Raw genomic sequence first — 24,505 nt, 5'->3', positions numbered from 1 at the left:
CTAGTTGCCTTTGTTCTTCCTAAGTAACTGTTTTTAAAATTAGACGCTCTTAAAACGTATCTGTCTTTATAGAAGTTCACTAGTACCTATAAAAGACATTAATTTTAAACAGCATTACCTATCTGTTTTAAAATACTTAGAATTAAAGGGGATATTTGAATTAACACATAGCCTAATCCGGCATTTTGAATTGTGGACCAAGCCTTTTCGCTATTACCTAACATAAAGAAGAAACAGCCTCCTACAATAATCACTGATGCAATTGGAAAGGATAAAGCAACAAGCACATCCACTAAAGGATCTAAGGCATGAGCTAATGCTGAAATAGTTTGCTCTCCCATCCATTCTTTTGCACTAGCTGGTACTTCCTCCACATTACTTGCAGCAAACGCAGGTTTTGCCATAACTAAAGGAATAGCTATAGAAGTTCCTATCCTTCTAACAATTTTACCTACATTTACTTTAATCTTTACTTCCTTTTTCTCCTTTTTATAGTTACCTGACATGAAATCATTAAGTGCTATTGTTTGCATACTAATCACTCCTTATTTAATGTCTTTAATCGTGTAAACAACACAGGGAAAATCCTTACACAGTTCTTTTAATTGCTTCTTTCTTAACTCTGTTGTAGTCAGCCATATAAGTTTAGGAAAATATCCAAAGTGCTTTGATAAGTGGCCTGCGCTATATAAAGCAGCATAATTCTTTATTTTCATTCTGTTTTCCTTCATCTTTTGGAGAGAGTCAACTTCTAGAAAGTGATACTTCCCGCCAGTCTTAAACCATGTATCTGTATAAATGGTTGTAATACCATCACTCACTTTAACTTCGTTAGTCCATTCTGTAGGAAACTTAGCAAAGATATAAAAGTCATTACGCATAATTGCGTGATTAACAAATGGATTCTTCCTTCTAATTTTATTGGAATTTACATAGGATCTTCCTTCTGCATTTAAGTAATAAATTGTGGAATATTCTTCTCGATAGCTTTCTAAGTATGGGGACAATTCTTTTAGTATTCGGTTAGTATTTCTTACCTTTCCTAGTTTGTGAATGGTTTGTAGTTGGTCCCGATTAAGAAAGTCCAGTTTTTTCAATGATAATAGGATTTGCTCTTGTCTCTTGTTCAATTGCTTCAACTGGCTTCACCTCTCTAAGATGTGGTTCTATGGTGGATTCAATAATATCTGATTCCGTTAATGGGGTTTGAACAATGATTTTGTTATCAGCAGTTTGATAAATAGCACGACCTTTTATTTGCGGCAGCTGCTCCGCACCAGGACCATCCAGGACAACATTCGAAGCTGTGGAAGACTGGACTCTGAAACATAACTTAGCATCACTATTTTGTTTACACTGCCGCGGAATAACATCACCTGTTGGGTATTGGGTTGCTAAGATTAATCGGAATCCTAACCCTGCTCCTAACCTAGATATCTGGCTCATATACTTTTGGCATTCTTCCTTAATCGTCTTTTCACTTTTTAAAATAATCACACCGTCTTTTTTAACATCCTTCTTATCAACTGCCTCTGCTGGGTTTAGCTCCCCAACTTCATCAATAATAATAAAATGCCTTTCTGGTATCCCTGCTTCCTGTACATTCTTCTTCCCAACTGCTCTCACACGTTCCTGCATTCTTCGCATTTCTTTATAAGCGTTAGATAAGACTTTCAGGGCTTGCTCAGGTTCATAGGCAATGTTCACTGTTTGCTCAATGTTTTCATAATCACATAATTCCACTCCGCCCTTTAAATCCACAAGGTGAAGCTTTACATGCTTAGGGCGTTGTTTTAACAACGAAACAATAATCCCGTTTATTAAATTGGATTTCCCGTATCTGGTTGCACCACCTAATACAAAGTGCGGGATTTTTTCAAAATCATGCAGAACTCTTTCGTTTTTTTCTCTTGTTACACCGATAGGCACAGCCCACTTTTTGCCTTCATACATGCTCACCAAAGTTGGCATTGGCTCTTCATAAACTCTAACCACTAACATGCCATCAAATGACAATTCTATTTCCTTCTTTTCGGTTAACTTTTTTTGATACAAGTTTCTAATATTGGTAATGATTTGTTTATCTAATTTGAGTTCTTTCAAGTCACCTAATTGTATTTTTACTTTACGTGTGTTTAAGCCGGCTTCAATTACCTTTTGTTTATTGAGATAGTCTTCATAACTTCTTCCTAAAGGAATGCGATATTTGTATTCCGTCCCCCAATAATAATTTCTTTTCTTCATCTGCTGAGCAGTTAATGTCTGAGTGCCGTCTTTTACATTTAATCCAGACAGTGCAAATATTTTATTTAATTTCTTCGAATCATTTCCTACTCCAGTTTTTGAAAAATGTGCTTGAAGTGCAAGGCTTCCCATCAACAAAGTTGTGATTGCTTCAAAAAACATAATATCCTCCTTCCACACGCCACCTCTTTATAGATTCATAAGAATCTATCCCATCGATCTAGCATTTTAAATATAGGCGTTCACCCCTTGATATATATGCATCTGGCATATGCCCGAACTAGCTACTAGGGTGTCAATTCATTTGGTATAGTAAATGGTATGTATACTGGCATGTCCTATATATCTTGTCCACTGAAATATTTTTACAGGATTCTAAAAAGTTATGAAGAATTTAAATTATTGAGGTGTATAAGATGGAATTAAAATGTAGATTAAAAGTTATATTTGCAGAAAGTAATATTAAGCATGGAGACTTTGCAAAGAAAATTGGTATTAGTAATGGAGCTCTTAGCGCAATAGTAAATAATAAATCATACCCTTCCTTTATTGTCTTATATAAGATTACAGAAGAATTGAATTTGGATATTAGAGACATTTGGATTAAAAAAGACTTGTAAAATACAAAAAAATCTAGTTATTCCAAAACCTACAATATATAATAGAATTGCGGTGAAAGGAGTGATGTCTAATGATAACAGCAGACATGATATACACTCACCACCTAGAAAGGGAATCTTGAGATTCCTTAGGTGGATACAGCAAAGAAAGGCACTCATTGGGTGCCTTAATTTTTGTTTAGGAGGTATTTACTATGGGAAGTGTTCCAGCATGGTTATATGTAATGTTAGTATTTTTCTCAGGATTAGTTGGCGTTGTTACAACAATAATAACAACTGCTATTCGTCAATCTAAAAGAGATCGTTATGAGGTATATGTAGATTTTATGCAACATAGAGGGGATGGGTGGAAAAGAGTTCTTAAGCACTCTGAACAGGGCTTTTGTTGTATTTAGAAAAGACGAACAAGTTATCGATAATTTGACCAAAGTTCTTGATGGTGCAACATATGAAAAACCTGGACCTGAAGAGATGAATAGACGGATTACTAAAGTTTACAAATCAATGTGCACTAATCTTAAAGTAAAACCATTAGAAGAGCATGTCTTTCAGCGACCATTTAAGTCTACTAATTGATTTACTTAGAAAAAAAGCCCTTCTCAAACAAGTTGGGCTTTTAAACTCTCTGAACATATAAAATATCCATAAATTTAACTTTAATTGTTTCAGTAAAATTTTCTATATGTATTAATTTTGTATTACCATCCATTTTAACTACTTTACCTCTAACAGGATCTTCTCTCTTCCACACAGTTAGTCTTAGTTCATTCTTTTCCTCGAATGCTTCTGTTAAGGCAATTTCCTCTAATTCAAATTCATCTCTTGTTGGTCTTGCAGGTTTTTTTATCTTTTTAGGCTTTGCTAAATCCATAATTACGCACTTCTCCTTACTTTACGTACTGGTCCAATTGATAAAACACTGGTTAACTTAAAAGTGCGCTGCTGTTTACGAGTAAAGCAATATGCACTAAAGGACTCTTCATTCACTTTAATAACCTGAATCCTACGTTGACTGAATTCCCCTTTATTGTTTTGATAAATAATTTCTAAAACTTCATTACTATCTACAGCTCTTTTAAGTAATCCATTCATCAATAAGACCTCCCTTTTGGGATATATTATATACGAACAATTGTTCTGAATCAACATTGAATACGAACAATTGTTCCGGTATATTTTAAATATATATAAGGAGATGGATATCGTGATTAGGGACCGAGGGAATATAAAATGGACAGCAATAATGCTTCCATGAGGATAGGCTTACTGAAATTGAAATGCTAATACATGAAGCAATGGAGTATAACTTGCAGCTGGAATTTAAACTATTTAAGAAAGGATATATCGAGTCCATAATCGGCCATACACACTTTATTGATTACATAAAGAAAGAGTTCAGGATTAAAGATAAGGATAATTTAATTCAGAAAATCCCATTTAAAAAAATTGTGGATGTCCAGAAGGTGTAAGGTTATGACAAAGATTTTAGTGGAAGACCTAAGGTTAGTGGAACAATCCATCTATTTACCCTTAGTACTATCAGTACTGGAATACGACCGTAAAGTTACTGAAATAACCCCATTTAAAATTAAGTTAGTGTATCTAGATTTAATTGAGCACACAATGTTGAAGGTTCAAAAAGACTTAAAGAAAATTAATGATGAAATGAGAAAACTAAAGATGAAGGTTATTCGAGGAGAGAATGATGGGACTTTCACTGTATATGATATTTACTACAAGGGATATCATGAGGCACATCGGTTTTTTAATGCACATCTAAAGAATAACACACAGAAATTATTATCTTATTACTTACATAGAGAAAAATAAATGGGGACTGATAAACAGCCCCCAAACTGTATTATTTAATTTGTACTTTCTGGTCTCCACTTACAGTGATATACCATTTCCCTTTAGCATATGCTTCTTTAGAGATTTCATATACGTGAACATCTGTTACTTTAATTCCAGGGTTTAGGTCACTAGCAATCTTAGAGTTATCGATACCTGTTTCTACAGAATAGTTAGCTGAACCTTCAATATCAGAATCATATTCTGTACCCTTTTCATCGACTAGCTTGAAAGTAGGTGTAGAGAACATACCAAGCGGCTCGTCAGAAATATTCTTTACTGTTAATTGAACAGCAACATATACTCCACCTTCTGAAACTTCTTTTTCCAAGAACTCTCCACCAACATTGTTTTTCTCTTCTACTTTTGTCACAACTACTTCTGCTTTATCATCAACCGTTACTGTCTCATTTACTTTATATACTTTCTCTTCACTCTTTGTAGATTTAGAAGATGTGTCTGAAGATGTTGACGCTTTATCGTCATCTCCGCCACCACCAAGTGTTCCAAGTACGCTAAGTATAATTACAATTCCAATAAAGGATAAGAATTTATGTCTCATAAACCAGTTACGTTGATCTTTTCCGCAATTTGGGCACTTCTTAACTCCCTTTGCGATTTCTTTACCACATGCTTTACACGGTACTAACTTTGATGCCATTTCATTTCCCCCTAATATTTATTATTTATGTCTGCTTTAATATAATACAATATTTTCAATATTTTACTAGTGGAAAAATATGATAAAAATAATGTTTTTTTAACTAGTTAATCATTAATAAGTCCTATTTTCAATTTAGCACTGAGTCTTTATGAGTAACACTCCATTATAATGATTCAAACAACCATCTGATTCGTTCCTTTTAACGAATTTAAATTGAGCAGTATCACTTAATATTAATGCCTTTTAATGGTATAATTCCCTAGTTAATACATACAACATACAACAAGAAGGGGAAGAAATAATGAAAAAGCTACAATTATCTTTATTACTTATGGTCTTTTTAGTGATGGCCGGGTGTTCTCAATCGGAAACGACGAGCGCTGAAGAAAAAAAACTTAAAGAGACAAACGAAAATTTGATTGAGGATTATAACAAATTAGTAGACGAAAAAGAAAGCCTAGAAAGGCAAATGACATTTTATGAAAAAACTGATGAAAACTCCAATCATCTAACTACAATTGTAGATGGATACCTTCATGTTATAAGAAATGTTGGCTTCAGAAGTGGTGAAGAAGGTTGGACTTTCAATATTGTTGAGGAAGATGGGGAATTCAGAATAAGTGATATTCAACATGATATGTAATAGCAACCTCCTTTAATTAGGGGGTTTTTTTGAGTAAGAAATTATATAGTAATCATCAGGCTTATCCTTTTTAATCCTAAAGGATCCCGTCCAACGGTAACTTTTAGGATTCTTTTTTATAAGTTAAACTTTTCCAAAATACATCCGATATTTATATGGATTCAAATTACATATTATTTAAGAGGGGATTTTATGAACATAATAAACGTAATTTCAGTAATTATTTGTGGTATTTGTTTTTTTGGCCTCCCTGTTATTTTGTGCCTAGCTATAATTCAATTTTTCAGGGGAAAGCCTACAAAAAACTTAATTATTATTGGTATTGGAATGGTACCTATTTTTTTTATTACCTTAATCATTAGTGAATTCACAACGCCTAATTATTGGGAACGACAGGAACAAACCAAAGCAGAAGAACGAGAAAATCAAAGAATTGTTGAAAACATCAACAAAAATTGGGCTGAAGCTGAAAAAGCTCAAGAACAATATGAAGAAGACATGCACAAACAAGTTGCAGAGTCCCTTAGATCACCAGAACAAATTAGAGAAGAATCAAATTCTTTTGACTATAATACTTTATTGAACGATTCAAATTCCTATTTAGGAGAACATGCAAAGTTTGAAGGTGTCATTAATGAAATTAGGGATGTAGAAAATGATGGCGTTGGGTCTATTATTGCATTAGATATTGGGGACGGAAATCTTGTAAGAGTAAAGTCTCTAATACCTATTGAATATCAAAGTGGAGATTCAATTACCGTGTATGGAACAATTACTGAGTTTATAAATTATACAAGTAATTCTGGAGAAAAATTACTAGCTCCGAGTATTACTGCAGATATAGTTGAATAACGAAAGGATATAATTTGTGAAAAAATTTTTTCTAATAATAAGTGCATTTATTTTTATGAGTGTAATTATTTTTACAGTCTATGACTACATAGTAAAATCTAAAAAATTAGGGGCAAGTTTTTGGCGAGGAGAAGAAACTTATTCTGATGAAGGACAGGTTTCACAAAATGAAGAAAAAACATTAAATAATAAAGAAGAAACATCTTTATTGAATGAAGAAGAACCAGTAGTTAATGAGGTAAATAATGAAGAATCTAGCCAGATTCAGTTTTATGGAGAATATTACTCTACCCCTCTTAATACAGAAGATGCTATGTGGGTTTTAATTGATTATTTGACATATGAAGAAGATAAAATTGATATAATTACTAATTATGAAGGAGAAATCGACCACATAAAAATATTTTCAATTGGTTGGACTGAAGTAAATGAAATATCAGGTGCAAAGAACCATATTATTGGAAAGTTGTATTCTGTTAATTGTGATACAGGAGAAGTAAATGAATATGAAGGGGATTTACCTTAAAAGGTATCCCCTTTCCACTTTTTAAAACAACCTATTCCAAGTCTCAGGACCAACTTTACCGTCCACAGTTAGACCTTGACGTTTTTGATATGCTTTTACTGCCACTTCGGTTTTAGTGCCAAACTTACCGTCAGCAGACACTTTTACAGCTCGTTGAATACATTCAACATCTTTGCCTGTGCTGCCTTTTTTAATTACCTTACCTGGATAAGGAACAATGGCCTTTCCTTCATCTTTTGCAGTTGCTGTCTTTGTTTCAGTTTTCTTCTCTTGTAAAACTTCTCTATCCCAAGAAGCAAGACCGTACTTTTCTATGATGGAAATAACCTTTGTGGAGTAATCTGGATCAGTTGCATACCCAGCATTGTGGATGGCCTTAATTTGAGCTTTGTAGTCTTTTAACCCAATTGCCTTTGCATATCTTTTACCACCATATACTTCCCATGTGTTCATCATAGCTGAATTACCTTGATATGAACCTTTAATACCAAATAAGTTATTATATCTTGTTGCAAGTCCACTTCCACCCCAGGCACTTTCCAATGCTGCTTGTCCGGCTGCTACAGATGGCAAGATTCCGAATTTATCCCACAAAGACATTGCTCCAGATTTAATACCTGCTAAGAATTTATCTGTTTTTGCACTCATTTTAATTCCTCCATTTTCAATATTTTTCATCCATAATGTCTGGATCTTCTTTCAACAATTCAAGGAAAGCTCTAATTTTCTTAATCACTGTTATCCCTCCAATAAAAAAGAGCAGCCATTAAACAGCTACTCTTACTCTGACTTGGTTATTGTTTATACTCCGCTATATAATCCACCAGCTGAAAGACCAATTATTAGACCATATATAATCCCTGTCTTCAGGTCCACATCTAAATATAAAATACCTATAAGCAGCCCAAGAAGTGCTGAAACCAATGGAGCCATCTTTATAGGTAAGTCTAAGCTTCGTTTTAAAAGCTCAACTAACGCAATAATTACAGCAATAAATACTGCTACTGTTAGTTCTTCCACACTAATCATCTCCTATCTAGTTAATAAATTTTTCCAACAATAAATAAAGGACACTTCCGCTTCCACAGATGAGTCCCGCTACTTTCCAAAATTGTTGTTGAGTGTATGTTTTCCTGTCCCTTGATGTTTTCCTGTCTTCCTTATCTTCTTCAAGAACATGATCAAGAAGCTTTTGTGTCATTTCCTGTTGTTTACCAGACTCCTTTAAAACAGTGTTTTCAGTAGCCAGTAATTGCGATTTAATTTCTTGATTCAATTTCTCCTGTATTTGTTGATAATCCTCGAGTGCTTTTATCCTTTCCTCATGGTTCTCAACTTTTTCCTCCATAGTTATTGGTACCTCCTGTGTCGGCATTTTCCCATCCCCCTTTTTTCTCTATATACAAACGGATTCACCTCCTTAAAGGCATAAAAAAAGAGCCCATTTGGACTCGCTTTAAGTTTTATAATAATAACTTTATCCATCCAAAGAATGATATCCATAAAGGGATACTAATCAAAGTTGCAATGCTAAAACCTACTGCGAAATTTTCCTCCATTGAACTCACCTCAGTTGTTTGTTTAGTTCTCAGTACCCGCTATGGTCCGCACCTACAACATATTGAATCAAAATTAGAACTTTTCTCCCTTTTTTCTCTACAAACGGATTCACCTCTTTAAAGGGCATAAAAAAAGCACCTATTTAAGGTGCATATCAACAATTAGTTTATTTTGTTTTCTATGATTACTTTACCTTCGACTATAACCTCAAAAAAAGGCTCACCTTCATTTTGGATTCCAGAGAAATAACTGTTGGCAATTATCCGAATACTCTCAAGTGATTGTCTATTATAATCCATCCACTTCATATCAACCTTCGCAATTATACCTTCAGTAATTTGAACTTTATAAAGAAATTTTTTATTATATGTCTTCATGTAACTTCGGGCAGATTCTTCATTATCAACAACGTAAATACATTTTAATCTAGATGGTAAAGTTGGATAGTCCTTAACCCTAATTTCTTCGATTAACATTTCTTTTAAATACTGTGCATAATTATGATCGTTAAACATATAATAATGGCTATTTTGAATAACTTGTCCGTATTTCGGCTGTAAAATAGTTCCTAATTCAAGATTATCATCAGATACATGAAAGTATTCTTTCTTCATGGAATTCCCCCTCATGTAACCAATATACACTAATAATGAATTAAATTGCTGATTCTTCTTCCACCGGTATATCTACTGGTTTTTCGTCAACGGGTACATCTTGAACAACATGCTCTTCCACAGGGACAATAGATTTAACATCTATACGCGAAATAATAACATTACCAAAAGCGACCGTATTTACATCATTCCGGTTAAGTTTTTCATTAGTTTCTGCAGCATTGTAATCAGTTACCTCAACTTCATACTCGCTACCGCTATGAGTTTTAATTCTGAATTTAATCATTAATACTCCCCTTCCCCTCTGCTTTGAATGAAAAATTGCACTGTTCCTGTAAATCGTGGTTCTGGAAATTATCCTGTCATCCACAAATCAAATGGCAAAATGAATTCAGTTGCAGAACTTGCTAAAAATCCAGAGTTGGCGCATCCAACTTTCACAGAAGTAAATTATGAAATTGAAACTTACCGCGGATACATTCCTGTATCTCAAGAAGCAATTGATGATGCTGATTATGATATCCCTGGATTAATTGCGGAAGATATCCGTGATCAAGATTTGAATACGAAAAATGAGCAAATTGCTGCTATCTTTAAAACTGCAACAGCAAAAGCAGTTACTGGATTAGACGGTATTGTTAAACTGCTCAACACTGGTTTTAAACAAGTGTATACAGTTAAATTCTACTTGTCTGCTTCTTTATTCAATGAGATTGATACATTGAAAGATGCCAACGGCCGTTATTTACTACAAGACGATATCACTGTTGCTTCTGGTAAACGAATCAAAGGAAGAGAAGTAGTAGTCCTTGATGATGACATTATCGGTGAAGAAGAAGGCAACCTTGTAGGGTTTGTTGGGGATGCTAAAGAGTTCTGTACACTATTCAACCGTAAACAAGCTTCTGTTAAATGGGTGGATAATGATATCTACGGTCAATTACTTGCTGGTTATGTTCGATTTGATGTGAAGAAGGTTGATGCTGCTGCAGGTTATTACATCACATATAGCAATGCAACTACACCAACAGTTTAAGGAGTGATTTCACTTGGAATATAGAGTAATTAAACAATTTAGAGATAAATTTACAAAAGCCATTTTCCCTGTCGATTCTGTTTATCAAACAGAAGATACTGAGCGTGCTCAATACTTGCAGGAAAGCGGCTATTTATTTGCAGAAAAACAGGAAGAGAAATCATCCAAGGGGGATAATTCCCTTTTGGATGAATCGGTTGAGAAAATCAAGCAATCTGTTACTGAAGAACTAGGAAAAGAGAAGTTAGAGGTTCTTTTAAAACTAGAAAAAGAATCGAAAGATCGCAAAGGCGTAATCGAACACATCGAGGAACTACTCCAAGAGGTTGAGTAAATGAATGAGGAATTATTACTTAGCTTACTAAAGCTAGACCTGGGCATCACTCATAATTTGAGAGATGCCTATTTTTCTAATGTAATATCCAGAGGATTAAATGAACTTAAAACAATGGGTGCTGAGTTAAACCTTAGTAATGCTGATGATCAGATGTTACTTGTTGATTATGTTGCTTGGAATTATAGGCATAGACAAGAGAACGTTCCTTTATCACGAAGCATTCAATTTAGGATTAATAACAGACTCATTAAAAAGGCAGGGACTGTAAATGCCATCACTGAAATCTAATATAGGAGATAGCCGGAATATATCCTTGGATGATGTCTGTGAGTTATTAGAAATCATCTCTGTTAAAGATGACTTAAATCAATCAATTCCGGTTGAAGAAATTCCTAGGCAGATATTTTGTTCTGAATTAAGCATTAACAGAGCAGAGTTTTTAGCTGCTGGTCAATTATCTTTCAAGCCTCAACTAATGTTAGTGGTTGATTCAGATGAATTCGATGAGGAAACATCCTTAATCTTTAATTCCAAAAAGTATTTTATTTATAGATCCTACCCAAGAAAAGATGGTTTCACTGAACTATATTGCGAGCTGGTGGTCAGCATAAATCAACTAAATAATGAAATTATGAGACAACTGAACATCTATACAAATGATGTCCAAGAAAAAATAAAAGATTCTCAAGAGGAGTTAGGAAAAGAAGCTGTAAAAGAATTAAAAAGCAACAGTCCGAAGGATACGGCGATTATCGTAAGGGTTGGCGGTTAAAAAAGGAAAAAGATAAGGTTATTATCCACAATAAGACTAACTATCAATTAACTCATTTACTCGAAAAGGGCCATGCAAATAGGGATGGAGGCAGGACTTCTCCGCAAGTCCACATTTCTCCTGTGGAAGAAAGAGTAGTTGCAGAATTTATTGATCGTGTGGAAAGGGATATTCAATCATGACTTTAGTTGAGTTAAAACAATTACTTGAACAAACTGGATATCCCGTCACATATTCGCATTTTAACGATGGTGCGCCAAGTGTACCTTATATCTGTTACCGAACTCAAGGGACAGAAAACTATTATGCAGATAACAAAATTTATCAAGAAGTTATTCCTGTTGATATTGAACTATATACCGAAAGAAAAGATTTAACTGCTGAGAAGAAAGTTAAAGATGCTTTGCAAGACAAAGAAATTAATTATGAAATGGTTCCTGAAGTTTTTATAGATTCAGAGAAATTATTTTTAAATACATTTGAAGTGGAGTTGAGATAATATGCCAGAAAATAAAGTTACTTTTGGTTTAAAGAATGTCCATTATGCGACATATGCAATTACAAACGGGGCTCTTGTTTTTGATAAGCCTGTAGCCATCCCTGGTGCTGTTGAGTTACTAAGATTTCCGCAAAGAAGTCCTAGCGAAACTGCATTTTAATTTTAAAGGCGTTGCTCCGTTACTTTTGAAGCGAACTTCTTTACCGTCAATCATTACTGTCTTTTCCATCTAACACACCTCACACTTCTGGAATAGCTGCTTGTCCTTTTACATAGACCGTTTCATACCAAGTGTTATAAATTTCATCTGTCGTTTTATCCGTAGACTTCGTTTTCACTACAGGTCGACCGTTAATTTGCAGTGGACTTGCAATGAATGTTAATTCATTAGCATTTGGTTCTACAGAGTCCGTCTTAGTTGTTGAATTTACAGTTGGTCTGTTAGCTGTGCAATTGTACATAATGTGGCGTGTAGCTTTTACATCTCCATCAAATTCAAATAACAAAGCATAAGGTTTTGGTTTTGCATCAGCATATTCTGTTAGAACACCGTCAGTTTCCTCTATTTCTTCTCCAAGGCAGTCGACAGCAAATTGTTGTGGGATGTTAGCTATACTAAGCGTACCTTCATAACCTTGGTTATTATCCGTGAGAATCAGCTTTAAGTTCTAAAGTTTGACTCCCTGTACTTCCTAAGACAATTCTTGTGTCATGATTATCTAGGCACATAATGTCGTTGTTTCTTAAGCTGTTATCGAATGCTCCTGGTGCAATTTCTTCAAAGGCCCCTGGCCATAATTCTGTTTCTTGATTAAATACAGCAAAGTAACCTTCAATAAGAGCTTCACCATTTTCTTCAGCTCGAGTTTTTAATTCAGACTGAAATACCATTAGTCGCTTCTCCATTTATTCATCACCACCTTTCAATTTGCTTTGTTGACCAATAGCTCCAGCTGGAATGTAGTTTTCTAATATGATTAACTCATTCATTTCACTGTCAGGATCTAAACCTATCCAATCACGTATTTCATTTCTTCTCATTGCATTGCGGTCTACAAGTTGCACTCCTGCACTTACCATTTCTGTTAAGTCATACGAGTATAAACTTCGTGGATTTAATCGGAAGTACCAGTCGGGTGAAAACAATAAATCCCTGGTCAAAGTCTGCGAAATCACTTGGCCCATTCCGTATATTCGCGTGTTGATGAAATTGTTATACTCTTCTTTATTGAAGTCTCCAACCCCAAGAAAAAAAGCCGGCACTCCAATGAGTCCAGCTACCGTCTTCTTATCAAGTTCTACTCCTTCAATAATTGCAATGTCCTTTAATGATAAAGGCTTAACTTGTTCTACTTTGATTAAATCAGCAGGAATAATCCAGGGCTTTCCTCCCTCTGTTTCATCAAAGTACTTGTTCATGATATTGTCGCGACCTTCCTTACTGGCCAACTCTTCTGTCATGGCATCCACAGAAATGATGAGGGAAGGCATATATTTCCCACTCATGAAATTTTTTTTTGTTGCAGTTGCTAGATTAAGATTCTTTACAATCTCTTGCAAAGCTACACGATAACCAGTGCCTTTATACGGATAATTTGGGTTAGGGTTAATTGTAAAGTGAATAACTTCATCTGGCGAATAACCTTTTCCATTATAGTTAATAAGATATCCGTCATCTGTATCTTCAAAAGACACAGCTTGCATCTGAAAAGGTGTTAAGTCACTGATTAAGGTTGTGGATGGATCTACTCCAATATGGACAACTGAATTCCCATCTCCAAACAGCAATAAGTCCCGAACTATTTTATAAATCCACCCTTTACGGTCATGTTCTTATAAGGTTCAATATCAATTTTCCGAGATAACTGATTGCGGACCCGTTTGTCTCCCTCTTCCGTATTCTCCATTAAGTGAATAGTCATATTAGAAACAAGGTCTGCTATTTTATCAACAGCAATTAATACGTCAGGATTATCTGATAACCTTGTATATCCAACGGTATCAACGTTGCCTATACCTAAAGTTATGGATTTCGCTACTGATTCATCTGATAAACTTCGTTTTTTCTTCTTTCGATTCCAAAATGCCAATTTTACACCTCCTTTCTAGCTATTGAGCCAATTCGTAGCATCCGAAGCCTTCGTCATATCCTCTAACATTTGAATAGAGCCGAAGACGGCGGCATCAAAGGAGGAATCCGGGTATCAGATTACGGAAGAGTACACAAATAAAGCTGGTGCAACAAATGATCGTAAGACTCCTATTTATTCAGCTATGGAAACTTTAAGAAAAGACCTTGCAACCTATTCAAATATTCTTTGTATTAACCCAAAAACGTGGGGGGGGGATACTTTTGTATCAAAGATTTTCATCTTATCCACCCAATAGAGTCCTAAAGTTGTTAATTCATCATCTATTCGATTGTGCATCTTGTCATGGCATTTAGAGCATAGGCTGAGTAAGTTCCAGTTGGTTAGTCGAAGCTCTGGTCTGTTAAGCAATGGATTGATATGATGAACAGTTGTAGCATCTGTATGTTTGCCATATCGTTTGCATTCTCGGCAGGAGTATTCATCACGTTTAAGTATTCGAGTTCGTTTATTCTTCCACAATCTTGAGGTATAGAAGTTAGCCATTACTCATAGTCCCATAAAGGTGCATAAGATATCGTTTTAACTGCCATGTTATCACTAGCCTCATCACCATGAGTTATAGAGAACCTAGCAAGCCCTGATGCAGTAACAGCTTCTTTTGTATTCCACTTGAACTCCACCTCAACTTTTCTATCCACTTCCTTACCCTTGTATAAAACCTTTGGAACACTCCCGTATTCATCTAAGGTTATTTGGAGTAATGGTTGTTTTTTCTCTTCAGGACCAGTTGGCTCGGGTCTAATCGTTAAGCTTGGTTTATCCATATCAATCACCCTTCTTTCTCCAAAATAAAAAGCACCCTTTATGGATGCTTCAATTACAAATCATAGGAAATCTTTTAATACCTTAATGAACCCCTCTTCATTCAGTTCATCGTCTTGTGCAAAAACATCTTTTTCTTTTGGTCTGTATGTCCATTTTTGAGTATTAGGGTTATAAATAATAAAGTAAAGTTTTTCTCCAAAATACATTTCAATTATCCCTGTAGAGTGTTTGGAGGACAGTTTCTGAGTAACGTTAAAGTAAACTCTTTTATCATTATCCTCATTAGTCTTTATAGTCAGGATTCTATCGGAGAACTGATCATTCTCGACTTTTATCAAACCTGCAGCTAATGCTTCATCTAACCATGTGTTTACGTTAGTTAATAATTCAGACAGAGCATTTTCCCAAATCTGCGTTAAATCAACAGTCTTTGGTTTATTTTTTTGTTTTTGTTCTAAATAACTTTTTAGATCATTGCTCATTTGATCATCTCCCTTCTCCTTAATTATCAGAGAAAGGAAATAATTGGACAATCTTTCTTTATCGACAAATACTGACAAGCCCTATCTCACTTACTAATTATCTGGTATCATAATTAAGCTAAATCTAATTAGAAGGTGATTAGCTATGAGTGAAGAAAAATATAACGGTTATGATACCACTATTGTTTATGACTATAAGGAATACCCTGATGTTAACAGTGGTCGCTGCGATAATTGCGGTAATGCTCAGTTTAAAAGTTCCGTTAAGGATTTCATTTATATCCGCGAATGCCGTAAATGCGGTATGAAGAAAAGTATTTGACCCTTGTTGGGTCTTTTTTATTTTCATAAAAAAAGCACCCTTGAAAAGGATGCTATATCTCAACTGGTTCTCCTTAGTAAAGTGGAAAACCTTAAAAATTCTTAAAATAATGACAGAAACTTTATTACCATAAATTGAAGTATAAGTATTTTTGTTTTAAGGTGTATTCCAAAAAAACGTAGTTACAACAAACGGAATAACTGCTGTAAACGTCAAAATAAGTATATGTCCTATTAGACCACCAATCTTAAAAAATCCTTTTTTTCCAAATATCCCTAATATAAGACCAATGGTGGGCAATATCCAAATGAAGAAGATAGCACTCTCTCTCTTGACACTTCCTGAATCTGAATAAAATGTTATAACACCAGCCAACGTTATAAAAAAGATGATGAAAGATGCAATACTTAAGTATTTTTTCATAAGTGTTCCCCTTTCCTGTTTGTTAAATGTTACCATAAAACCTTTTTTAAAAAAATAGAGAACTATTGAGAAAAAAGTATTTAACATTCTAAGGGTCTTTTTCTTATAAAAAATAAAAGCATCCTAAGCAAGGATGCTCTTAAAAACCTAGGTTATATTCATTTAGTTTAGGATTGATTTGAGCAGTCCTGGGTTACCCGTGAAAATCCCATCAACCCCCATATTAACAACTCTTTTCATATCTGGCTGTTTATCAGCTGTATAAGTGATAACTTGAAGGCCTCTGGATTTCACTCCCCAAATAAAATCCTCATTCAAATATTCATGGTTTATTCCAATTCCATAACCAATTTTCTCTATTTCTCGAATATCTAATTTAGCTAACTCTGAGGCTTTTTTCACTTGGAATAATTGGACAAGCTTAATTTTCCCATTTAATTTTCTCATATTAGTTAGTGATTGGAGATTAAATGATTCTAGAATGACATTAGATTCATTAATACCATAGGAGGCCATTGCAGACAATACTTTTCTCTCCTGACCTACAGATGTATTTTTTGTTTCAAAGTAATACTTCACTTTATTGCCATATCGTTGGAATATCTCCTCTAGAGTATTAATTTTCAAATCAGTCACTTTTTTATAAAAGCGGTAGCCCGCATCAACCGATTTAATTTCTTCAAGTGTCATGGCATTTACATAGCCTGTCCCATTGGTAGTCCTGTTAACTGTCTTATCATGGATTGCTACTAAATGTCCATCTTTTGTTAATTGTAAATCAAATTCAATATAATCCGACTTTACCTTGATTGCTTCATCTGCTGCTAGGAACGTTTCCTCAGGGAATAGGCTGGATGCTCCGCGGTGGGCAATGACACTGACTTTTCTTGAATTCTTATCCATTGCTGTGTAAGAAGCATAAATCCATCCTGACATTTCGTAATTCGTCTTTATTCGGAGCCAGTTCCCCTTTTTTTCAACGATTTCAATTATCTTCCCCTTCTTTAGACGAGTTGTAATCTTAGCCTTACCAGAATTACTAATATGAAGTGGAGCTTTATCTTTCGTTACACTCGCCTTGTAAAAAACAGGAACATCAAGTTTAGTGGAAGTGTACTGATTCCAAATCCATGCATATGATTTTCCATTTTTTACCTGAAACCAATTCCCGTCTTTTTTGGTAACTTCTATAATATAATCCTTTGGCAAGTGGCCAATTGTTTTCCCACTCTTTGTAGCATGTATTGCCGACTGATCTTTTGTCACTCTCATCTTATTTAAACTAGCTGAATTAGCACCCTTTGTGTAGGTTCCTAAAGCTATTAAAAATGCTGCCATCACAGCAATAACTAAAACTTTCTTGCTTATTTTTACCACTCCAATATTCATGATGTAATTTTACTATCCCCTTTTCCTTATGTATGAATGTGAACCTATTTACACACAGGAAAAAAGCCCGAAAAAAGATTTATAAGAGAATCCATTTCGCGCTTTTTTATTAGTTCCCTATGACTATATTACCATTATCAATACAATAACGGGTCAAAAATTCTACTTTTTATTTTTTCAAGAAATATATTCAACAAAGGATGGTATTCTAAGTTTCCCTTCCCTCGTATAATTACGGAATTTTACTCGGCATTTTATTTGAGGATTTAAGAAAATAAACTTATCATTTTCATCCACAATTAAGTCCTGATACTGTTTAAAAAACTTAAATTTTTCTTTCTTTGACATAAGCTCCATTAATCCTGCAGCCTTAACTTTTCCTTTATCCTCAACACCTAAAAGGAGACCAAATTCATTTTTTCTGAATCCAGTAATGTAGGCATCTGTGTATTGATAATTAATTACCTTTAACCAGTCATAAGATCTTTTGTTTATATGGTACTGAGAGTTAGCACGTTTTAGGACTATCCCTTCAAGTCCTTGTTGCTCCACAAGATTAAAGTAGGCTTCACCTTTGCCCTGAAGCCATTTTACTAACACAATATTTTCAGACTGAGGCAAGAAGGATTTAAGCAATGCCTTCCTTTCAATCAAGGTAAGGTTTGTTACCTTTTTCCCCTTAAAGTAAATAATATCAAATACACCATACTGGATGAAGTGAAGTGACTTATTAGACTGGAACCTTTCCATCATCGCTTCAAAATCAGGTTTCCCGTTTTCTCCAGGAACGATTAATTCACCATCCAAGATAGTCCCGTTAGGTATATCAATATCCAGTAACTCAGGAAACTTACTTGTTACCTCATTTTTATGCCTTGTATATAACCTTACTTTATTATCAATCTTAGACAATATTAAACGAATACCATCTAATTTTAATTCGGTTATATAATCTTCATCATCAAACGGATGATCTGATTTATGCAATAACATTGGTGAAATAAACATGTAAACACCTCAATTAATGATATCATGACTTCTGTTCGAATTAAGGTGGTAATTACATGAAAAAAGCGCCCTAATATTTAGGAACGCTCTCTATGATATTTATATCTAATCTTAATATAACACATAAAAAATAAGAACTCTGTCAACATACTTTCTAATTAATGTCATTTATCTGTCAACCAATTTTATTCCTATCTCTATTATTTCAAAACTTTCCGATTCATAAACTTCTAACGCCTCTTTAAATACAATTAATGAGCTTATATCGGCTGTTCTAAATCTAAATCTAACTTTCCTTTTCAAACCAGCTGCAATAAGCTGACTATGGGGACTAAATGAGTAACCGTACATAATATTTAAATTATCCCTAAAAATGTGTTTAAGCTCTTTATGGATATCTGAAGTAATAATATCTACTTTAGCTACTATTCCTATGTCGATATTCACACCACTTTCTTTTTGTTCAACATCATTTTTATTAATTCTATTATTATCTACTTTATTTATTAGGTTTACTGAACGTTCAATTTTATCAAGTCTTTCTAATATGTACTCATCAACATTTATATTTGAATTTGATGAATTCTTTATTACTTGGTCTAATTCACTAGCTCGATAAATAGGATTATCCGGAGCCTCATCCTTTAGCGCTTCTTCTACATACCTAATCAAACCATCTTGTAATTCCAAAGTCCCTTTCATGTCATTTGTGTAGAAAATAGTCCTTTCATCAATTATGTCAAATGGTAAATTAGTTCCTTCAAGACAAATTTGAACTACGGGTTTTCTAGCTGCATGTCTTACAGCTAATTCATACATTACATTAGGATTTAACCTGGAGAGATTTACTATCGCTAAGTCATCGTTAAGTATTCTTGTTATAATTTGTTTATTTATTGATCCTGATTCGGATATTCTATGCGCTACAGAAATATTTTCACTTAAAAATCCCATTTGTTCAAGAGTTGGTATTATTGCTGCATCAATTACGCCTTCCGCTTCCCTTCTAACGTCGTCTTTAGCCCCTCCAATTGGAGTAATTATAAAAACCTTCTTCTCTGAGTTTTCCATTTCTTTCCCCCATCTTATAAATAAATATCATTTTAATGATGCACATACTTATTATAAACTTTACTTTACAATAAAAGAGCAAAGTTGGGAGAATATTCTTCTTGTTTTGAGTCAATTCATTTTAATCTAATTCAAAATTATATGAAAAAAGCGCACTTGATAATCAGGAACGCTTCTCTTTGATAATTTTCTATAATATAAATTTAACACATAAAAAACCTAATGCTCATCTTACATTCGTTTTAGAATCGTTATAGTTTCGTTTCTAAATCGTTTTAATCAATTTTTTATTTTGAAAAAGTCAGTTCGTTTTACTGTGTAAGGCTAATCCATATAGTCTGAGTTTTCTTTCTAGATGTTTTTTTTGAAATATTCAACATTTACCAGGCAATCCTTACTTATCACAGTCGATATTATGAATGTAAGGTATATCAATGGATATAGTAGTAACCTTATAGCTACTGTTTTGTAGTTGTTTCTAAGTTCAAGCACCTCCAAATCTCATTTGGGTTTGGAGGGCAGAATTTGGTTCCAATTACCAATACATAAACAAGGTTTTCAGACGATATAATATTTGTCCAACTTATATATGGAATTTATCTGCCATGATATTATTTCCTTATATAAACCTCCAGAGCTGGCTGCCATCCGGTCTTTGGAGGTTTTTTTTTAAAAAGGTATTTAAAATAGTAGGACTTTGTCCGATAATAATATCGTCTGTAGGTCAACTTGGCCTCAAAAACCTTAAAAGCCCGTAAATAATACACTGACGGGATCTTTTAAGGTTTTATTTATGTATAACAATATTATTCCTAGGAACATTAAACATATAGCAAATTTCTCCTTCAATATTTGCTATCACCTTATAGGAACGCACTTGTTTCTTACACTTTCAAGGGTGTTCCATTGCCAAAGATACCGTTTTTGTAAAATGCAAAAATCGATATCTTTTTTTGCGTGTTTTTTTGTTATATTTCACCAAATAATAAAGATACAGGTTACTCTGCACCTTTTTTTCGTTCTACCATTTGATATTTTCAAATATCCAAATAGCTGTTGAGTATACACTCCGTTCACCTGTTTCATTATCGAATACTAAGCTTGTTTCCTGTTCTCCCTTAGTGTATGCTATTTCCTTACTCCTTCGGTTTAAATACTTCAAGCTTTAAGGCTAACACTAATTTATAAAATATCCGCGGTTTAAACTTCTGATGATAATGTGACTCGCTCATACCCAGCTGGTTATATACTTCATAATCGTACAGTTCTTCTTCACATTAATGCTTCTCTTTCTCTCGGAGACAAACGATTTATAGCCTTCCTAAAAAACTCCACATATTTGATTCTTCTACGCTCTTCGTCCACACGCTCAATAGCAATATCTTCTGTTGAAGAATGAAATTGATTAGAGAATGTAGGGATTTCTAAAGTGTATTTAGCAGTTATCTGCGGCAGCTTTTCTTCTGGGATCGTCAACAAACATAACCGATATTTTTCAATGGCTGCTTCTACAGCCTCTTGTGTTGCTTTTCTATCCCATTCAGGAAGTACAAAGGACAATTGTTTCAAAGCGACTCCCCCCATGATATACTTTAATTGATTGTATTAATAAATACTAAGAAGTATTTTTATTTTATATACTATTAAAAGGGATGACATTATGAACGAAGATCAATTATTTCGTACGTTTCAATACTATATGACTAGTGAAAAATTAATTCAATTACTCAACAAGATAAAGAAGAAGCTTATAGTTACCTCCATGATAATTATTTATCCTATTTTAATAATCTAGGAAACAAACCTAGCAATGTAGATGATTATTTTTCTTGGGTATCAAAACCCCTAGATATTCATATTGTCTACTATACAAGAGATAATAAAATTAAATGCATCTTCTTTTTTTCGCTCTCAGAAGAAGAAAAGGGATCTATTAAGGTTCACGATCTTTCTGATATTGATTTTAATTATGAGACTCTCCAACTAAATGTAGAGCATTTCGTTTCCGAACTATTAACGGAGAAGTATATACATATTGAATCTAATAACATTCTGAATTTAGGTCTATTCACAGAAGGAAATGTTGTCCATGATATGGGTAAACATCTATTCCAAAGAGAATATCAAAATAATTTCAAATCACAATTACAACCTGCTTTTGAAGGTATTAATTTTAATAGTCTACAAATTCATAAAGACTTGTATAATTTTACTGAAATGACAAGAGCAATAGGAAATGACCAATTCACGTTAGAATTAAATGAATGTTTAAACTCCTATGAAAATGAAAAGTTTTTTGTTTGTGCTGCAGGTTTAGGAAGTGTACTTGAACACTTACTCTATCTATCAATTGAAAAACATGTTTCTGAAGAAAATATTAAAACTAATGAAAATTCAACCGCTAGTGAATATATAGCGCAATTAAAAAAAGAACCTTTTTTAATAAGCAAGAGAGAAGTTAGTCACTTAAAAGGAATTTTTGCATATAGAAATAGTGTTTCTCACTTTAATAAAGGCATTTTCAACAAGGATATGTGTGATCAAATTCTAGCAGGTATTAAGCTTTGTTTTGATCAATATTATTTATTTGAAGGAAGAAACAATTTAAACATACCAAATTAAAAGAATCTCATATTATTCCTCTTAACACCTCTATATTGAAAAATGGCTCTCCCCTCCCAACGGAAAAGGAGAGCCATTTTGCTTTGTTTTAGCCATTATTAACTTCATCTGAGACAATAACAGTACCTTGTCAATCCACAGAATAAGGAATGCCCTCATGGTCATCTATGCTCATTTGCCCTTCTGGAGCATCATCTTTTTGTGGTTTGCTCTCCATGACTTCTTTAGGAGTTTGATAAGCGTATGTTAAATCAATTAGGAAGTACTGTCCGAACTTATTATATTTCTCAGTAATTTTGTGCATTTGAAGATTATCGTTTTCCGTTGCAGTTAGAACGATTTCTTCTGCTTCTTCACGAGTATCTGCATAATGTTGTTCCTTTTGATTAAGTTGTACTTTTGCCATTTTGTTAGCTCCTTTATATTTAAAATTTTTCAGAAAATTAAAATGCTTTTGTTAATCCTTCATATGCTTGTTTGTATGTTTTATTTTCTTCTTCAAGCTTCCGTACCTTATCATGTAGCTCCAAGTTTTCTAACCCAACTTCTATATATCTTTTGAAACGACTGTTTCTCTTTGTCTCCCTTATCGTTTTATCCTGCTGCACGATAAAATCATGTAACTTCCTTAGAAACATTTCTGATTCATCAGTTGGCCCATTGTCTATAAGATCACGCAGCTGCTGCTTAATTTCATAAAACTCCCTCATCCTTTTTTCACTTCCTTCAATAGGGTTTCAAGCTCCTCAACTGACAGCTCATATAGCTGGCGGCCATCTGGAGTTTTAAAATAATTCAACTGGATTAGCTCACTTTTAATCTCATCCTTTTTTTGCTCATTTGTCATGTTTGTCCACCTTTAGGCATAAATTAAAATATGCCTGTCTTAAGATAATGTTTGGCTTGATAATAAAAATGATGGTATATCCAATTCCCACTGAATTTCTGGTCCAGATAAACAATTTCGAAATTGTATTTTGCTTTGAATGTATTCAATCTTCCTAATAATGCTTTTGGGTTATACTTTGAGCGGTAGTCACCTTTAAGCATTTTTTCATATCCGTATGTCTTCCACAATTAGAGTGAATGGTATTTCCTTTGAACGAATCAGTTCATTTTCAAAAGCCGTTTGTGTGTCCTTTTGTAAGTTCCCTGTGATTTCATCCATATGAGCCTTACGCTCAACACGACTGTTTAAAAAGATATCTCGAGTAATACCCAACTCTTCATTTTTCGGAATCATGCAGCCATAATCGCCAGTATCCAGCTTTTGAATTTTAATTGGGATTTCCTTCTGGCGAAGGTATTCCAAGATATGGCCATTTACATTTTCACGAGTATCAATAACAATCGTGAGCGTTTTTAGTATTTTATTTAATTCCGTATCTGTGTAATGATAGGAGATCATTCATCATCTTCCTCCTCGAGAACACCGATTGAGAGTAAATAATCAAAAACAATATCTGCAATTTCTTCGATTTCCTTTTTCTCAGGGATAAAACCACGTTTGATTAGCTCTTTATAGAAATAATCTTCAACTTCTTTGGTATCAACGATTATTTCCTTGTCCAGCATGTTCCCCCCCCTTCTTTGCATATTTAACAGCACGGTTGTAAAGTTCTTGTGCTATTTCATTCGATTCTTCATTTTCAAACTGACGGTAATCGTCATATATGTCATTCCATCCGTTGTTAGCAAGTACGATCATCCAGTCATTGAACATGTCCAATGATTCTACTTCTGTACAAAGCCAGTCGTTTAATTTTTCATTATGCTGCCATCCACAAATCTGATAAACCATTTTCATAAGTGTGACTTTTTCATTACTGGCGTTTTTCCAGGACTTGAACCAATCATCAATTTGTTGAAAGTTTTGTTCAGCTGCTTGCATTACTTCTGCTGGAATTAAATCTTGGTGTTTTATCGCAATACGGTTATCCGTATTATCTAAATAAATGTTTGCTCCTGATTTCCAAATAGCACCCAATATCTTTAATACTTGCAAAATGATCACCTCAGGTTATTAAGTGATACTTAAATGAGTTACTAAAA

41 protein-coding genes and 4 pseudogenes are annotated in these 24,505 nt (G+C 33.9%); 16 read left to right on the top strand and 29 right to left on the bottom strand.

The genetic code is table 11. The features are described from left to right. Positions 1 to 104: 104 nt before the first annotated feature. From MKX82_RS04145 to MKX82_RS04135, 3 genes are read right to left on the bottom strand one after another with little or no spacing between them, the layout of a single operon-like run. Positions 105 to 533 (bottom strand): hypothetical protein, encoded by a 429-nt coding sequence (locus MKX82_RS04145; protein ID WP_341075187.1) that lies wholly within the window; start codon positions 531 to 533, stop codon positions 105 to 107. A 12-nt stretch (positions 534 to 545) separates the two neighbouring features. After that, positions 546 to 1,130, bottom strand: a complete 585-nt coding sequence (locus MKX82_RS04140) for a replication-relaxation family protein (RefSeq protein ID WP_341075186.1) — start codon at positions 1,128 to 1,130, stop codon at positions 546 to 548. Beyond that, entirely contained in the window at positions 1,075 to 2,406 is a 1,332-nt protein-coding gene (locus MKX82_RS04135; RefSeq protein ID WP_341075184.1) for an FtsK/SpoIIIE domain-containing protein, read from the bottom strand. The genes MKX82_RS04140 and MKX82_RS04135 overlap by 56 nt, the downstream gene beginning before the upstream one ends. Positions 2,407 to 2,660: 254 nt before the next feature. On the opposite strand from MKX82_RS04135, the gene MKX82_RS04130 reads away from it, so the two are divergent. From MKX82_RS04130 to MKX82_RS04120, 3 genes are all read left to right on the top strand, one after another. Then, positions 2,661 to 2,864 (top strand): helix-turn-helix transcriptional regulator, encoded by a 204-nt coding sequence (locus MKX82_RS04130; protein WP_341075183.1) that lies wholly within the window; start codon positions 2,661 to 2,663, stop codon positions 2,862 to 2,864. A gap of 194 nt (positions 2,865 to 3,058) precedes the next feature. Continuing rightward, positions 3,059 to 3,259, top strand: coding sequence for a hypothetical protein (locus tag MKX82_RS04125; RefSeq protein WP_341075181.1), 201 nt, complete (start codon positions 3,059 to 3,061; stop codon positions 3,257 to 3,259). Between the two features lie 25 nt (positions 3,260 to 3,284). Continuing rightward, positions 3,285 to 3,440: a hypothetical protein gene (locus MKX82_RS04120; RefSeq protein ID WP_341075179.1), complete on the top strand. Its 156-nt coding sequence runs from the start codon at positions 3,285 to 3,287 to the stop codon at positions 3,438 to 3,440. Between the two features lie 40 nt (positions 3,441 to 3,480). On the opposite strand, the gene MKX82_RS04115 is transcribed toward MKX82_RS04120, so the two are convergent. Both MKX82_RS04115 and MKX82_RS04110 read right to left on the bottom strand, forming a co-directional pair. Further along, a complete protein-coding gene (locus MKX82_RS04115; RefSeq protein ID WP_341075177.1) occupies positions 3,481 to 3,735 on the bottom strand; it encodes a YolD-like family protein in 255 nt (84 codons plus the stop codon). A 2-nt stretch (positions 3,736 to 3,737) separates the two neighbouring features. Beyond that, entirely contained in the window at positions 3,738 to 3,956 is a 219-nt protein-coding gene (locus tag MKX82_RS04110) for a hypothetical protein (RefSeq protein ID WP_341075176.1), read from the bottom strand. A gap of 173 nt (positions 3,957 to 4,129) precedes the next feature. Between MKX82_RS04110 and MKX82_RS04105 the strand changes: the two are divergent. Both MKX82_RS04105 and MKX82_RS04100 read left to right on the top strand, forming a co-directional pair. Next, a pseudogene (locus MKX82_RS04105) lies at positions 4,130 to 4,333 on the top strand (YolD-like family protein); the annotation flags it as partial. Between the two features lie 4 nt (positions 4,334 to 4,337). Next, a complete protein-coding gene (locus MKX82_RS04100; protein WP_341075172.1) occupies positions 4,338 to 4,694 on the top strand; it encodes a hypothetical protein in 357 nt (118 codons plus the stop codon). A gap of 31 nt (positions 4,695 to 4,725) precedes the next feature. Here the strand turns inward: MKX82_RS04100 and MKX82_RS04095 are convergent, their stop codons facing one another. Then, positions 4,726 to 5,376 carry a DUF4352 domain-containing protein gene (locus MKX82_RS04095; protein WP_341075171.1) on the bottom strand — a complete coding sequence of 217 codons (651 nt, stop codon included), beginning with the start codon at positions 5,374 to 5,376 and terminating at the stop codon, positions 4,726 to 4,728. A 304-nt stretch (positions 5,377 to 5,680) separates the two neighbouring features. Between MKX82_RS04095 and MKX82_RS04090 the strand changes: the two genes are divergently transcribed. The 3 genes from MKX82_RS04090 (at position 5,681) to MKX82_RS04080 (ending at position 7,400) form a co-directional block, all read left to right on the top strand. Continuing rightward, entirely contained in the window at positions 5,681 to 6,022 is a 342-nt protein-coding gene (locus MKX82_RS04090) for a hypothetical protein (RefSeq protein WP_341075169.1), read from the top strand. Positions 6,023 to 6,214: 192 nt separating this feature from the next. Next, on the top strand, positions 6,215 to 6,874 hold the full coding sequence (locus tag MKX82_RS04085) for a hypothetical protein (RefSeq protein WP_341075167.1): 660 nt from the start codon (positions 6,215 to 6,217) through the stop codon (positions 6,872 to 6,874). A gap of 55 nt (positions 6,875 to 6,929) precedes the next feature. Further along, positions 6,930 to 7,400, top strand: a complete 471-nt coding sequence (locus tag MKX82_RS04080) for a hypothetical protein (RefSeq protein WP_341075165.1) — start codon at positions 6,930 to 6,932, stop codon at positions 7,398 to 7,400. Positions 7,401 to 7,421: 21 nt separating this feature from the next. Here MKX82_RS04080 and MKX82_RS04075 read toward each other — a convergent pair whose 3' ends face one another. From MKX82_RS04075 to MKX82_RS04055, 5 genes are all read right to left on the bottom strand, one after another. Then, entirely contained in the window at positions 7,422 to 8,048 is a 627-nt protein-coding gene (locus tag MKX82_RS04075; RefSeq protein WP_341075163.1) for a glucosaminidase domain-containing protein, read from the bottom strand. A gap of 153 nt (positions 8,049 to 8,201) precedes the next feature. Beyond that, positions 8,202 to 8,420, bottom strand: coding sequence for a transposase (locus MKX82_RS04070; protein WP_341075162.1), 219 nt, complete (start codon positions 8,418 to 8,420; stop codon positions 8,202 to 8,204). A 16-nt stretch (positions 8,421 to 8,436) separates the two neighbouring features. After that, positions 8,437 to 8,775, bottom strand: a complete 339-nt coding sequence (locus tag MKX82_RS04065; RefSeq protein ID WP_341075161.1) for a hypothetical protein — start codon at positions 8,773 to 8,775, stop codon at positions 8,437 to 8,439. A gap of 346 nt (positions 8,776 to 9,121) precedes the next feature. After that, positions 9,122 to 9,574: a DUF2441 domain-containing protein gene (locus MKX82_RS04060; protein WP_341075159.1), complete on the bottom strand. Its 453-nt coding sequence runs from the start codon at positions 9,572 to 9,574 to the stop codon at positions 9,122 to 9,124. Between the two features lie 40 nt (positions 9,575 to 9,614). Further along, positions 9,615 to 9,860 (bottom strand): hypothetical protein, encoded by a 246-nt coding sequence (locus MKX82_RS04055; protein ID WP_341075156.1) that lies wholly within the window; start codon positions 9,858 to 9,860, stop codon positions 9,615 to 9,617. 27 nt (positions 9,861 to 9,887) lie between these two features. Between MKX82_RS04055 and MKX82_RS04050 the strand changes: the two genes are divergently transcribed. From MKX82_RS04050 to MKX82_RS04025, 6 genes and pseudogenes are all read left to right on the top strand, one after another. Then, positions 9,888 to 10,610, top strand: coding sequence for a phage major capsid protein (locus tag MKX82_RS04050; RefSeq protein WP_341075155.1), 723 nt, complete (start codon positions 9,888 to 9,890; stop codon positions 10,608 to 10,610). 13 nt (positions 10,611 to 10,623) lie between these two features. Continuing rightward, positions 10,624 to 10,944, top strand: a complete 321-nt coding sequence (locus tag MKX82_RS04045; RefSeq protein WP_341075154.1) for a hypothetical protein — start codon at positions 10,624 to 10,626, stop codon at positions 10,942 to 10,944. Beyond that, the gene (locus tag MKX82_RS04040; RefSeq protein ID WP_341075152.1) at positions 10,945 to 11,235 is read left to right on the top strand and encodes a hypothetical protein; all 291 of its coding nucleotides are present in this window, start codon (positions 10,945 to 10,947) and stop codon (positions 11,233 to 11,235) included. 310 nt (positions 11,236 to 11,545) lie between these two features. Continuing rightward, positions 11,546 to 11,901 (top strand): annotated as a pseudogene (locus tag MKX82_RS04035) (HK97 gp10 family phage protein). Continuing rightward, positions 11,898 to 12,218 carry a hypothetical protein gene (locus tag MKX82_RS04030; RefSeq protein ID WP_341075150.1) on the top strand — a complete coding sequence of 107 codons (321 nt, stop codon included), beginning with the start codon at positions 11,898 to 11,900 and terminating at the stop codon, positions 12,216 to 12,218. The pseudogene MKX82_RS04035 and the gene MKX82_RS04030 overlap by 4 nt, the downstream one beginning before the upstream one ends. A 1-nt stretch (position 12,219) precedes the next feature. Then, positions 12,220 to 12,378 (top strand): hypothetical protein, encoded by a 159-nt coding sequence (locus MKX82_RS04025; protein WP_445738827.1) that lies wholly within the window; start codon positions 12,220 to 12,222, stop codon positions 12,376 to 12,378. A gap of 79 nt (positions 12,379 to 12,457) precedes the next feature. On the opposite strand, the pseudogene MKX82_RS04020 reads toward MKX82_RS04025, so the two are convergent. From MKX82_RS04020 to MKX82_RS03990, 7 genes and pseudogenes are all read right to left on the bottom strand, one after another. Next, positions 12,458 to 12,862 (bottom strand): annotated as a pseudogene (locus MKX82_RS04020) (major tail protein); the annotation flags it as partial. Further along, the gene (locus MKX82_RS04015) at positions 12,861 to 13,109 is read right to left on the bottom strand and encodes an HK97 family phage prohead protease (protein ID WP_341079393.1); all 249 of its coding nucleotides are present in this window, start codon (positions 13,107 to 13,109) and stop codon (positions 12,861 to 12,863) included. The pseudogene MKX82_RS04020 and the gene MKX82_RS04015, both read right to left, overlap by 2 nt. Before the next feature lie 15 nt (positions 13,110 to 13,124). Then, positions 13,125 to 14,006 carry a phage portal protein gene (locus tag MKX82_RS04010; RefSeq protein ID WP_341075148.1) on the bottom strand — a complete coding sequence of 294 codons (882 nt, stop codon included), beginning with the start codon at positions 14,004 to 14,006 and terminating at the stop codon, positions 13,125 to 13,127. A gap of 11 nt (positions 14,007 to 14,017) precedes the next feature. Continuing rightward, positions 14,018 to 14,308, bottom strand: coding sequence for a hypothetical protein (locus tag MKX82_RS04005; protein WP_341075146.1), 291 nt, complete (start codon positions 14,306 to 14,308; stop codon positions 14,018 to 14,020). Between the two features lie 213 nt (positions 14,309 to 14,521). Then, positions 14,522 to 14,854, bottom strand: coding sequence for an HNH endonuclease (locus tag MKX82_RS04000; protein WP_341075144.1), 333 nt, complete (start codon positions 14,852 to 14,854; stop codon positions 14,522 to 14,524). After that, entirely contained in the window at positions 14,854 to 15,144 is a 291-nt protein-coding gene (locus MKX82_RS03995) for a hypothetical protein (protein ID WP_445738826.1), read from the bottom strand. The genes MKX82_RS04000 and MKX82_RS03995 overlap by 1 nt, the downstream gene beginning before the upstream one ends. 51 nt (positions 15,145 to 15,195) lie before the next feature. Beyond that, positions 15,196 to 15,618: a hypothetical protein gene (locus tag MKX82_RS03990; protein ID WP_341075142.1), complete on the bottom strand. Its 423-nt coding sequence runs from the start codon at positions 15,616 to 15,618 to the stop codon at positions 15,196 to 15,198. A gap of 145 nt (positions 15,619 to 15,763) precedes the next feature. Between MKX82_RS03990 and MKX82_RS03985 the strand changes: the two genes are divergently transcribed. Next, on the top strand, positions 15,764 to 15,940 hold the full coding sequence (locus MKX82_RS03985; protein ID WP_341075140.1) for a hypothetical protein: 177 nt from the start codon (positions 15,764 to 15,766) through the stop codon (positions 15,938 to 15,940). A gap of 156 nt (positions 15,941 to 16,096) precedes the next feature. Here MKX82_RS03985 and MKX82_RS03980 read toward each other — a convergent pair whose 3' ends face one another. The 5 genes from MKX82_RS03980 to MKX82_RS03960 all read right to left on the bottom strand — a co-directional run bounded on the left by MKX82_RS03980 (position 16,097) and on the right by MKX82_RS03960 (position 21,400). After that, the gene (locus MKX82_RS03980) at positions 16,097 to 16,363 is read right to left on the bottom strand and encodes a hypothetical protein (RefSeq protein ID WP_341075139.1); all 267 of its coding nucleotides are present in this window, start codon (positions 16,361 to 16,363) and stop codon (positions 16,097 to 16,099) included. Between the two features lie 162 nt (positions 16,364 to 16,525). After that, a complete protein-coding gene (locus tag MKX82_RS03975) occupies positions 16,526 to 17,752 on the bottom strand; it encodes a glycerophosphodiester phosphodiesterase family protein (RefSeq protein WP_341075136.1) in 1,227 nt (408 codons plus the stop codon). Positions 17,753 to 17,929: 177 nt separating this feature from the next. Further along, positions 17,930 to 18,760, bottom strand: a complete 831-nt coding sequence (locus MKX82_RS03970; protein WP_341075134.1) for an ATP-dependent DNA ligase — start codon at positions 18,758 to 18,760, stop codon at positions 17,930 to 17,932. A gap of 168 nt (positions 18,761 to 18,928) precedes the next feature. Further along, a complete protein-coding gene (locus MKX82_RS03965; RefSeq protein WP_341075132.1) occupies positions 18,929 to 19,831 on the bottom strand; it encodes a hypothetical protein in 903 nt (300 codons plus the stop codon). Between the two features lie 1,272 nt (positions 19,832 to 21,103). Then, positions 21,104 to 21,400, bottom strand: a complete 297-nt coding sequence (locus MKX82_RS03960) for an ArpU family phage packaging/lysis transcriptional regulator (RefSeq protein ID WP_341075130.1) — start codon at positions 21,398 to 21,400, stop codon at positions 21,104 to 21,106. A gap of 525 nt (positions 21,401 to 21,925) precedes the next feature. Here MKX82_RS03960 and MKX82_RS03955 point away from each other — a divergent pair. After that, on the top strand, positions 21,926 to 22,453 hold the full coding sequence (locus MKX82_RS03955; protein ID WP_341075126.1) for a hypothetical protein: 528 nt from the start codon (positions 21,926 to 21,928) through the stop codon (positions 22,451 to 22,453). 130 nt (positions 22,454 to 22,583) lie between these two features. Here the strand turns inward: MKX82_RS03955 and MKX82_RS03950 are convergent, their stop codons facing one another. From MKX82_RS03950 to MKX82_RS03925, 6 genes and pseudogenes are all read right to left on the bottom strand, one after another. Continuing rightward, positions 22,584 to 22,859, bottom strand: coding sequence for an organic solvent tolerance protein OstA (locus MKX82_RS03950; RefSeq protein WP_341075125.1), 276 nt, complete (start codon positions 22,857 to 22,859; stop codon positions 22,584 to 22,586). A 37-nt stretch (positions 22,860 to 22,896) separates the two neighbouring features. Further along, entirely contained in the window at positions 22,897 to 23,163 is a 267-nt protein-coding gene (locus MKX82_RS03945) for a hypothetical protein (protein ID WP_341075123.1), read from the bottom strand. Next, on the bottom strand, positions 23,160 to 23,300 hold the full coding sequence (fbpA, locus tag MKX82_RS03940) for a Fur-regulated basic protein FbpA (protein ID WP_341075121.1): 141 nt from the start codon (positions 23,298 to 23,300) through the stop codon (positions 23,160 to 23,162). The genes MKX82_RS03945 and fbpA overlap by 4 nt, the downstream gene beginning before the upstream one ends. A gap of 23 nt (positions 23,301 to 23,323) precedes the next feature. Continuing rightward, a pseudogene (locus MKX82_RS03935) lies at positions 23,324 to 23,861 on the bottom strand (ERCC4 domain-containing protein). Continuing rightward, a complete protein-coding gene (locus MKX82_RS03930; RefSeq protein ID WP_341075120.1) occupies positions 23,858 to 24,028 on the bottom strand; it encodes a YozD family protein in 171 nt (56 codons plus the stop codon). Before MKX82_RS03930 ends, MKX82_RS03935 begins: the two are co-directional and overlap by 4 nt. Next, positions 24,003 to 24,458, bottom strand: coding sequence for a hypothetical protein (locus MKX82_RS03925; protein ID WP_341075118.1), 456 nt, complete (start codon positions 24,456 to 24,458; stop codon positions 24,003 to 24,005). The genes MKX82_RS03930 and MKX82_RS03925 overlap by 26 nt, the downstream gene beginning before the upstream one ends. Positions 24,459 to 24,505: the final 47 nt, after the last annotated feature.

Source organism: Niallia sp. FSL R7-0271 (genome assembly GCF_038005785.1).
GTDB lineage: Bacteria > Bacillota > Bacilli > Bacillales > Cytobacillaceae > Niallia.
Note: the sequence above shows the minus strand (reverse complement) of the source record. Positions and strands in the feature narration are given on the sequence as shown.

Excerpts from the sequence above, each read along its gene's own strand:
- MKX82_RS04125 (WP_341075181.1), top strand. The coding sequence starts at position 3,059 with ATGGGAAGTGTTCCAGCATGGTTATATGTAATGTTAGTATTTTTCTCA.
- MKX82_RS04090 (WP_341075169.1), top strand. The coding sequence starts at position 5,681 with ATGAAAAAGCTACAATTATCTTTATTACTTATGGTCTTTTTAGTGATG.
- MKX82_RS03980 (WP_341075139.1), bottom strand. The coding sequence starts at position 16,363 with ATGAAAAAATACTTAAGTATTGCATCTTTCATCATCTTTTTTATAACG.
- MKX82_RS04100 (WP_341075172.1), top strand. The coding sequence starts at position 4,338 with ATGACAAAGATTTTAGTGGAAGACCTAAGGTTAGTGGAACAATCCATC.
- MKX82_RS04065 (WP_341075161.1), bottom strand. The coding sequence starts at position 8,775 with ATGCCGACACAGGAGGTACCAATAACTATGGAGGAAAAAGTTGAGAAC.
- MKX82_RS04085 (WP_341075167.1), top strand. The coding sequence starts at position 6,215 with ATGAACATAATAAACGTAATTTCAGTAATTATTTGTGGTATTTGTTTT.
- MKX82_RS04095 (WP_341075171.1), bottom strand. The coding sequence starts at position 5,376 with ATGGCATCAAAGTTAGTACCGTGTAAAGCATGTGGTAAAGAAATCGCA.
- MKX82_RS04040 (WP_341075152.1), top strand. The coding sequence starts at position 10,945 with ATGAATGAGGAATTATTACTTAGCTTACTAAAGCTAGACCTGGGCATC.
- MKX82_RS03985 (WP_341075140.1), top strand. The coding sequence starts at position 15,764 with ATGAGTGAAGAAAAATATAACGGTTATGATACCACTATTGTTTATGAC.
- MKX82_RS03945 (WP_341075123.1), bottom strand. The coding sequence starts at position 23,163 with ATGAGGGAGTTTTATGAAATTAAGCAGCAGCTGCGTGATCTTATAGAC.
- MKX82_RS03955 (WP_341075126.1), top strand. The coding sequence starts at position 21,926 with ATGGGTAAACATCTATTCCAAAGAGAATATCAAAATAATTTCAAATCA.
- MKX82_RS04075 (WP_341075163.1), bottom strand. The coding sequence starts at position 8,048 with ATGAGTGCAAAAACAGATAAATTCTTAGCAGGTATTAAATCTGGAGCA.
- MKX82_RS04015 (WP_341079393.1), bottom strand. The coding sequence starts at position 13,109 with ATGGTATTTCAGTCTGAATTAAAAACTCGAGCTGAAGAAAATGGTGAA.
- MKX82_RS04050 (WP_341075155.1), top strand. The coding sequence starts at position 9,888 with ATGAAAAATTGCACTGTTCCTGTAAATCGTGGTTCTGGAAATTATCCT.
- MKX82_RS04115 (WP_341075177.1), bottom strand. The coding sequence starts at position 3,735 with ATGGATTTAGCAAAGCCTAAAAAGATAAAAAAACCTGCAAGACCAACA.
- MKX82_RS04135 (WP_341075184.1), bottom strand. The coding sequence starts at position 2,406 with ATGTTTTTTGAAGCAATCACAACTTTGTTGATGGGAAGCCTTGCACTT.
- MKX82_RS03990 (WP_341075142.1), bottom strand. The coding sequence starts at position 15,618 with ATGAGCAATGATCTAAAAAGTTATTTAGAACAAAAACAAAAAAATAAA.
- MKX82_RS03930 (WP_341075120.1), bottom strand. The coding sequence starts at position 24,028 with ATGCTGGACAAGGAAATAATCGTTGATACCAAAGAAGTTGAAGATTAT.
- MKX82_RS03950 (WP_341075125.1), bottom strand. The coding sequence starts at position 22,859 with ATGGCAAAAGTACAACTTAATCAAAAGGAACAACATTATGCAGATACT.
- MKX82_RS04030 (WP_341075150.1), top strand. The coding sequence starts at position 11,898 with ATGACTTTAGTTGAGTTAAAACAATTACTTGAACAAACTGGATATCCC.
- MKX82_RS03975 (WP_341075136.1), bottom strand. The coding sequence starts at position 17,752 with ATGAATATTGGAGTGGTAAAAATAAGCAAGAAAGTTTTAGTTATTGCT.
- fbpA (WP_341075121.1), bottom strand. The coding sequence starts at position 23,300 with ATGACAAATGAGCAAAAAAAGGATGAGATTAAAAGTGAGCTAATCCAG.
- MKX82_RS03970 (WP_341075134.1), bottom strand. The coding sequence starts at position 18,760 with ATGTTTATTTCACCAATGTTATTGCATAAATCAGATCATCCGTTTGAT.
- MKX82_RS04025 (WP_445738827.1), top strand. The coding sequence starts at position 12,220 with ATGCCAGAAAATAAAGTTACTTTTGGTTTAAAGAATGTCCATTATGCG.
- MKX82_RS04080 (WP_341075165.1), top strand. The coding sequence starts at position 6,930 with ATGAGTGTAATTATTTTTACAGTCTATGACTACATAGTAAAATCTAAA.
- MKX82_RS03965 (WP_341075132.1), bottom strand. The coding sequence starts at position 19,831 with ATGGAAAACTCAGAGAAGAAGGTTTTTATAATTACTCCAATTGGAGGG.
- MKX82_RS04055 (WP_341075156.1), bottom strand. The coding sequence starts at position 9,860 with ATGATTAAATTCAGAATTAAAACTCATAGCGGTAGCGAGTATGAAGTT.
- MKX82_RS04060 (WP_341075159.1), bottom strand. The coding sequence starts at position 9,574 with ATGAAGAAAGAATACTTTCATGTATCTGATGATAATCTTGAATTAGGA.
- MKX82_RS04130 (WP_341075183.1), top strand. The coding sequence starts at position 2,661 with ATGGAATTAAAATGTAGATTAAAAGTTATATTTGCAGAAAGTAATATT.
- MKX82_RS04145 (WP_341075187.1), bottom strand. The coding sequence starts at position 533 with ATGCAAACAATAGCACTTAATGATTTCATGTCAGGTAACTATAAAAAG.
- MKX82_RS04110 (WP_341075176.1), bottom strand. The coding sequence starts at position 3,956 with ATGAATGGATTACTTAAAAGAGCTGTAGATAGTAATGAAGTTTTAGAA.
- MKX82_RS04000 (WP_341075144.1), bottom strand. The coding sequence starts at position 14,854 with ATGGCTAACTTCTATACCTCAAGATTGTGGAAGAATAAACGAACTCGA.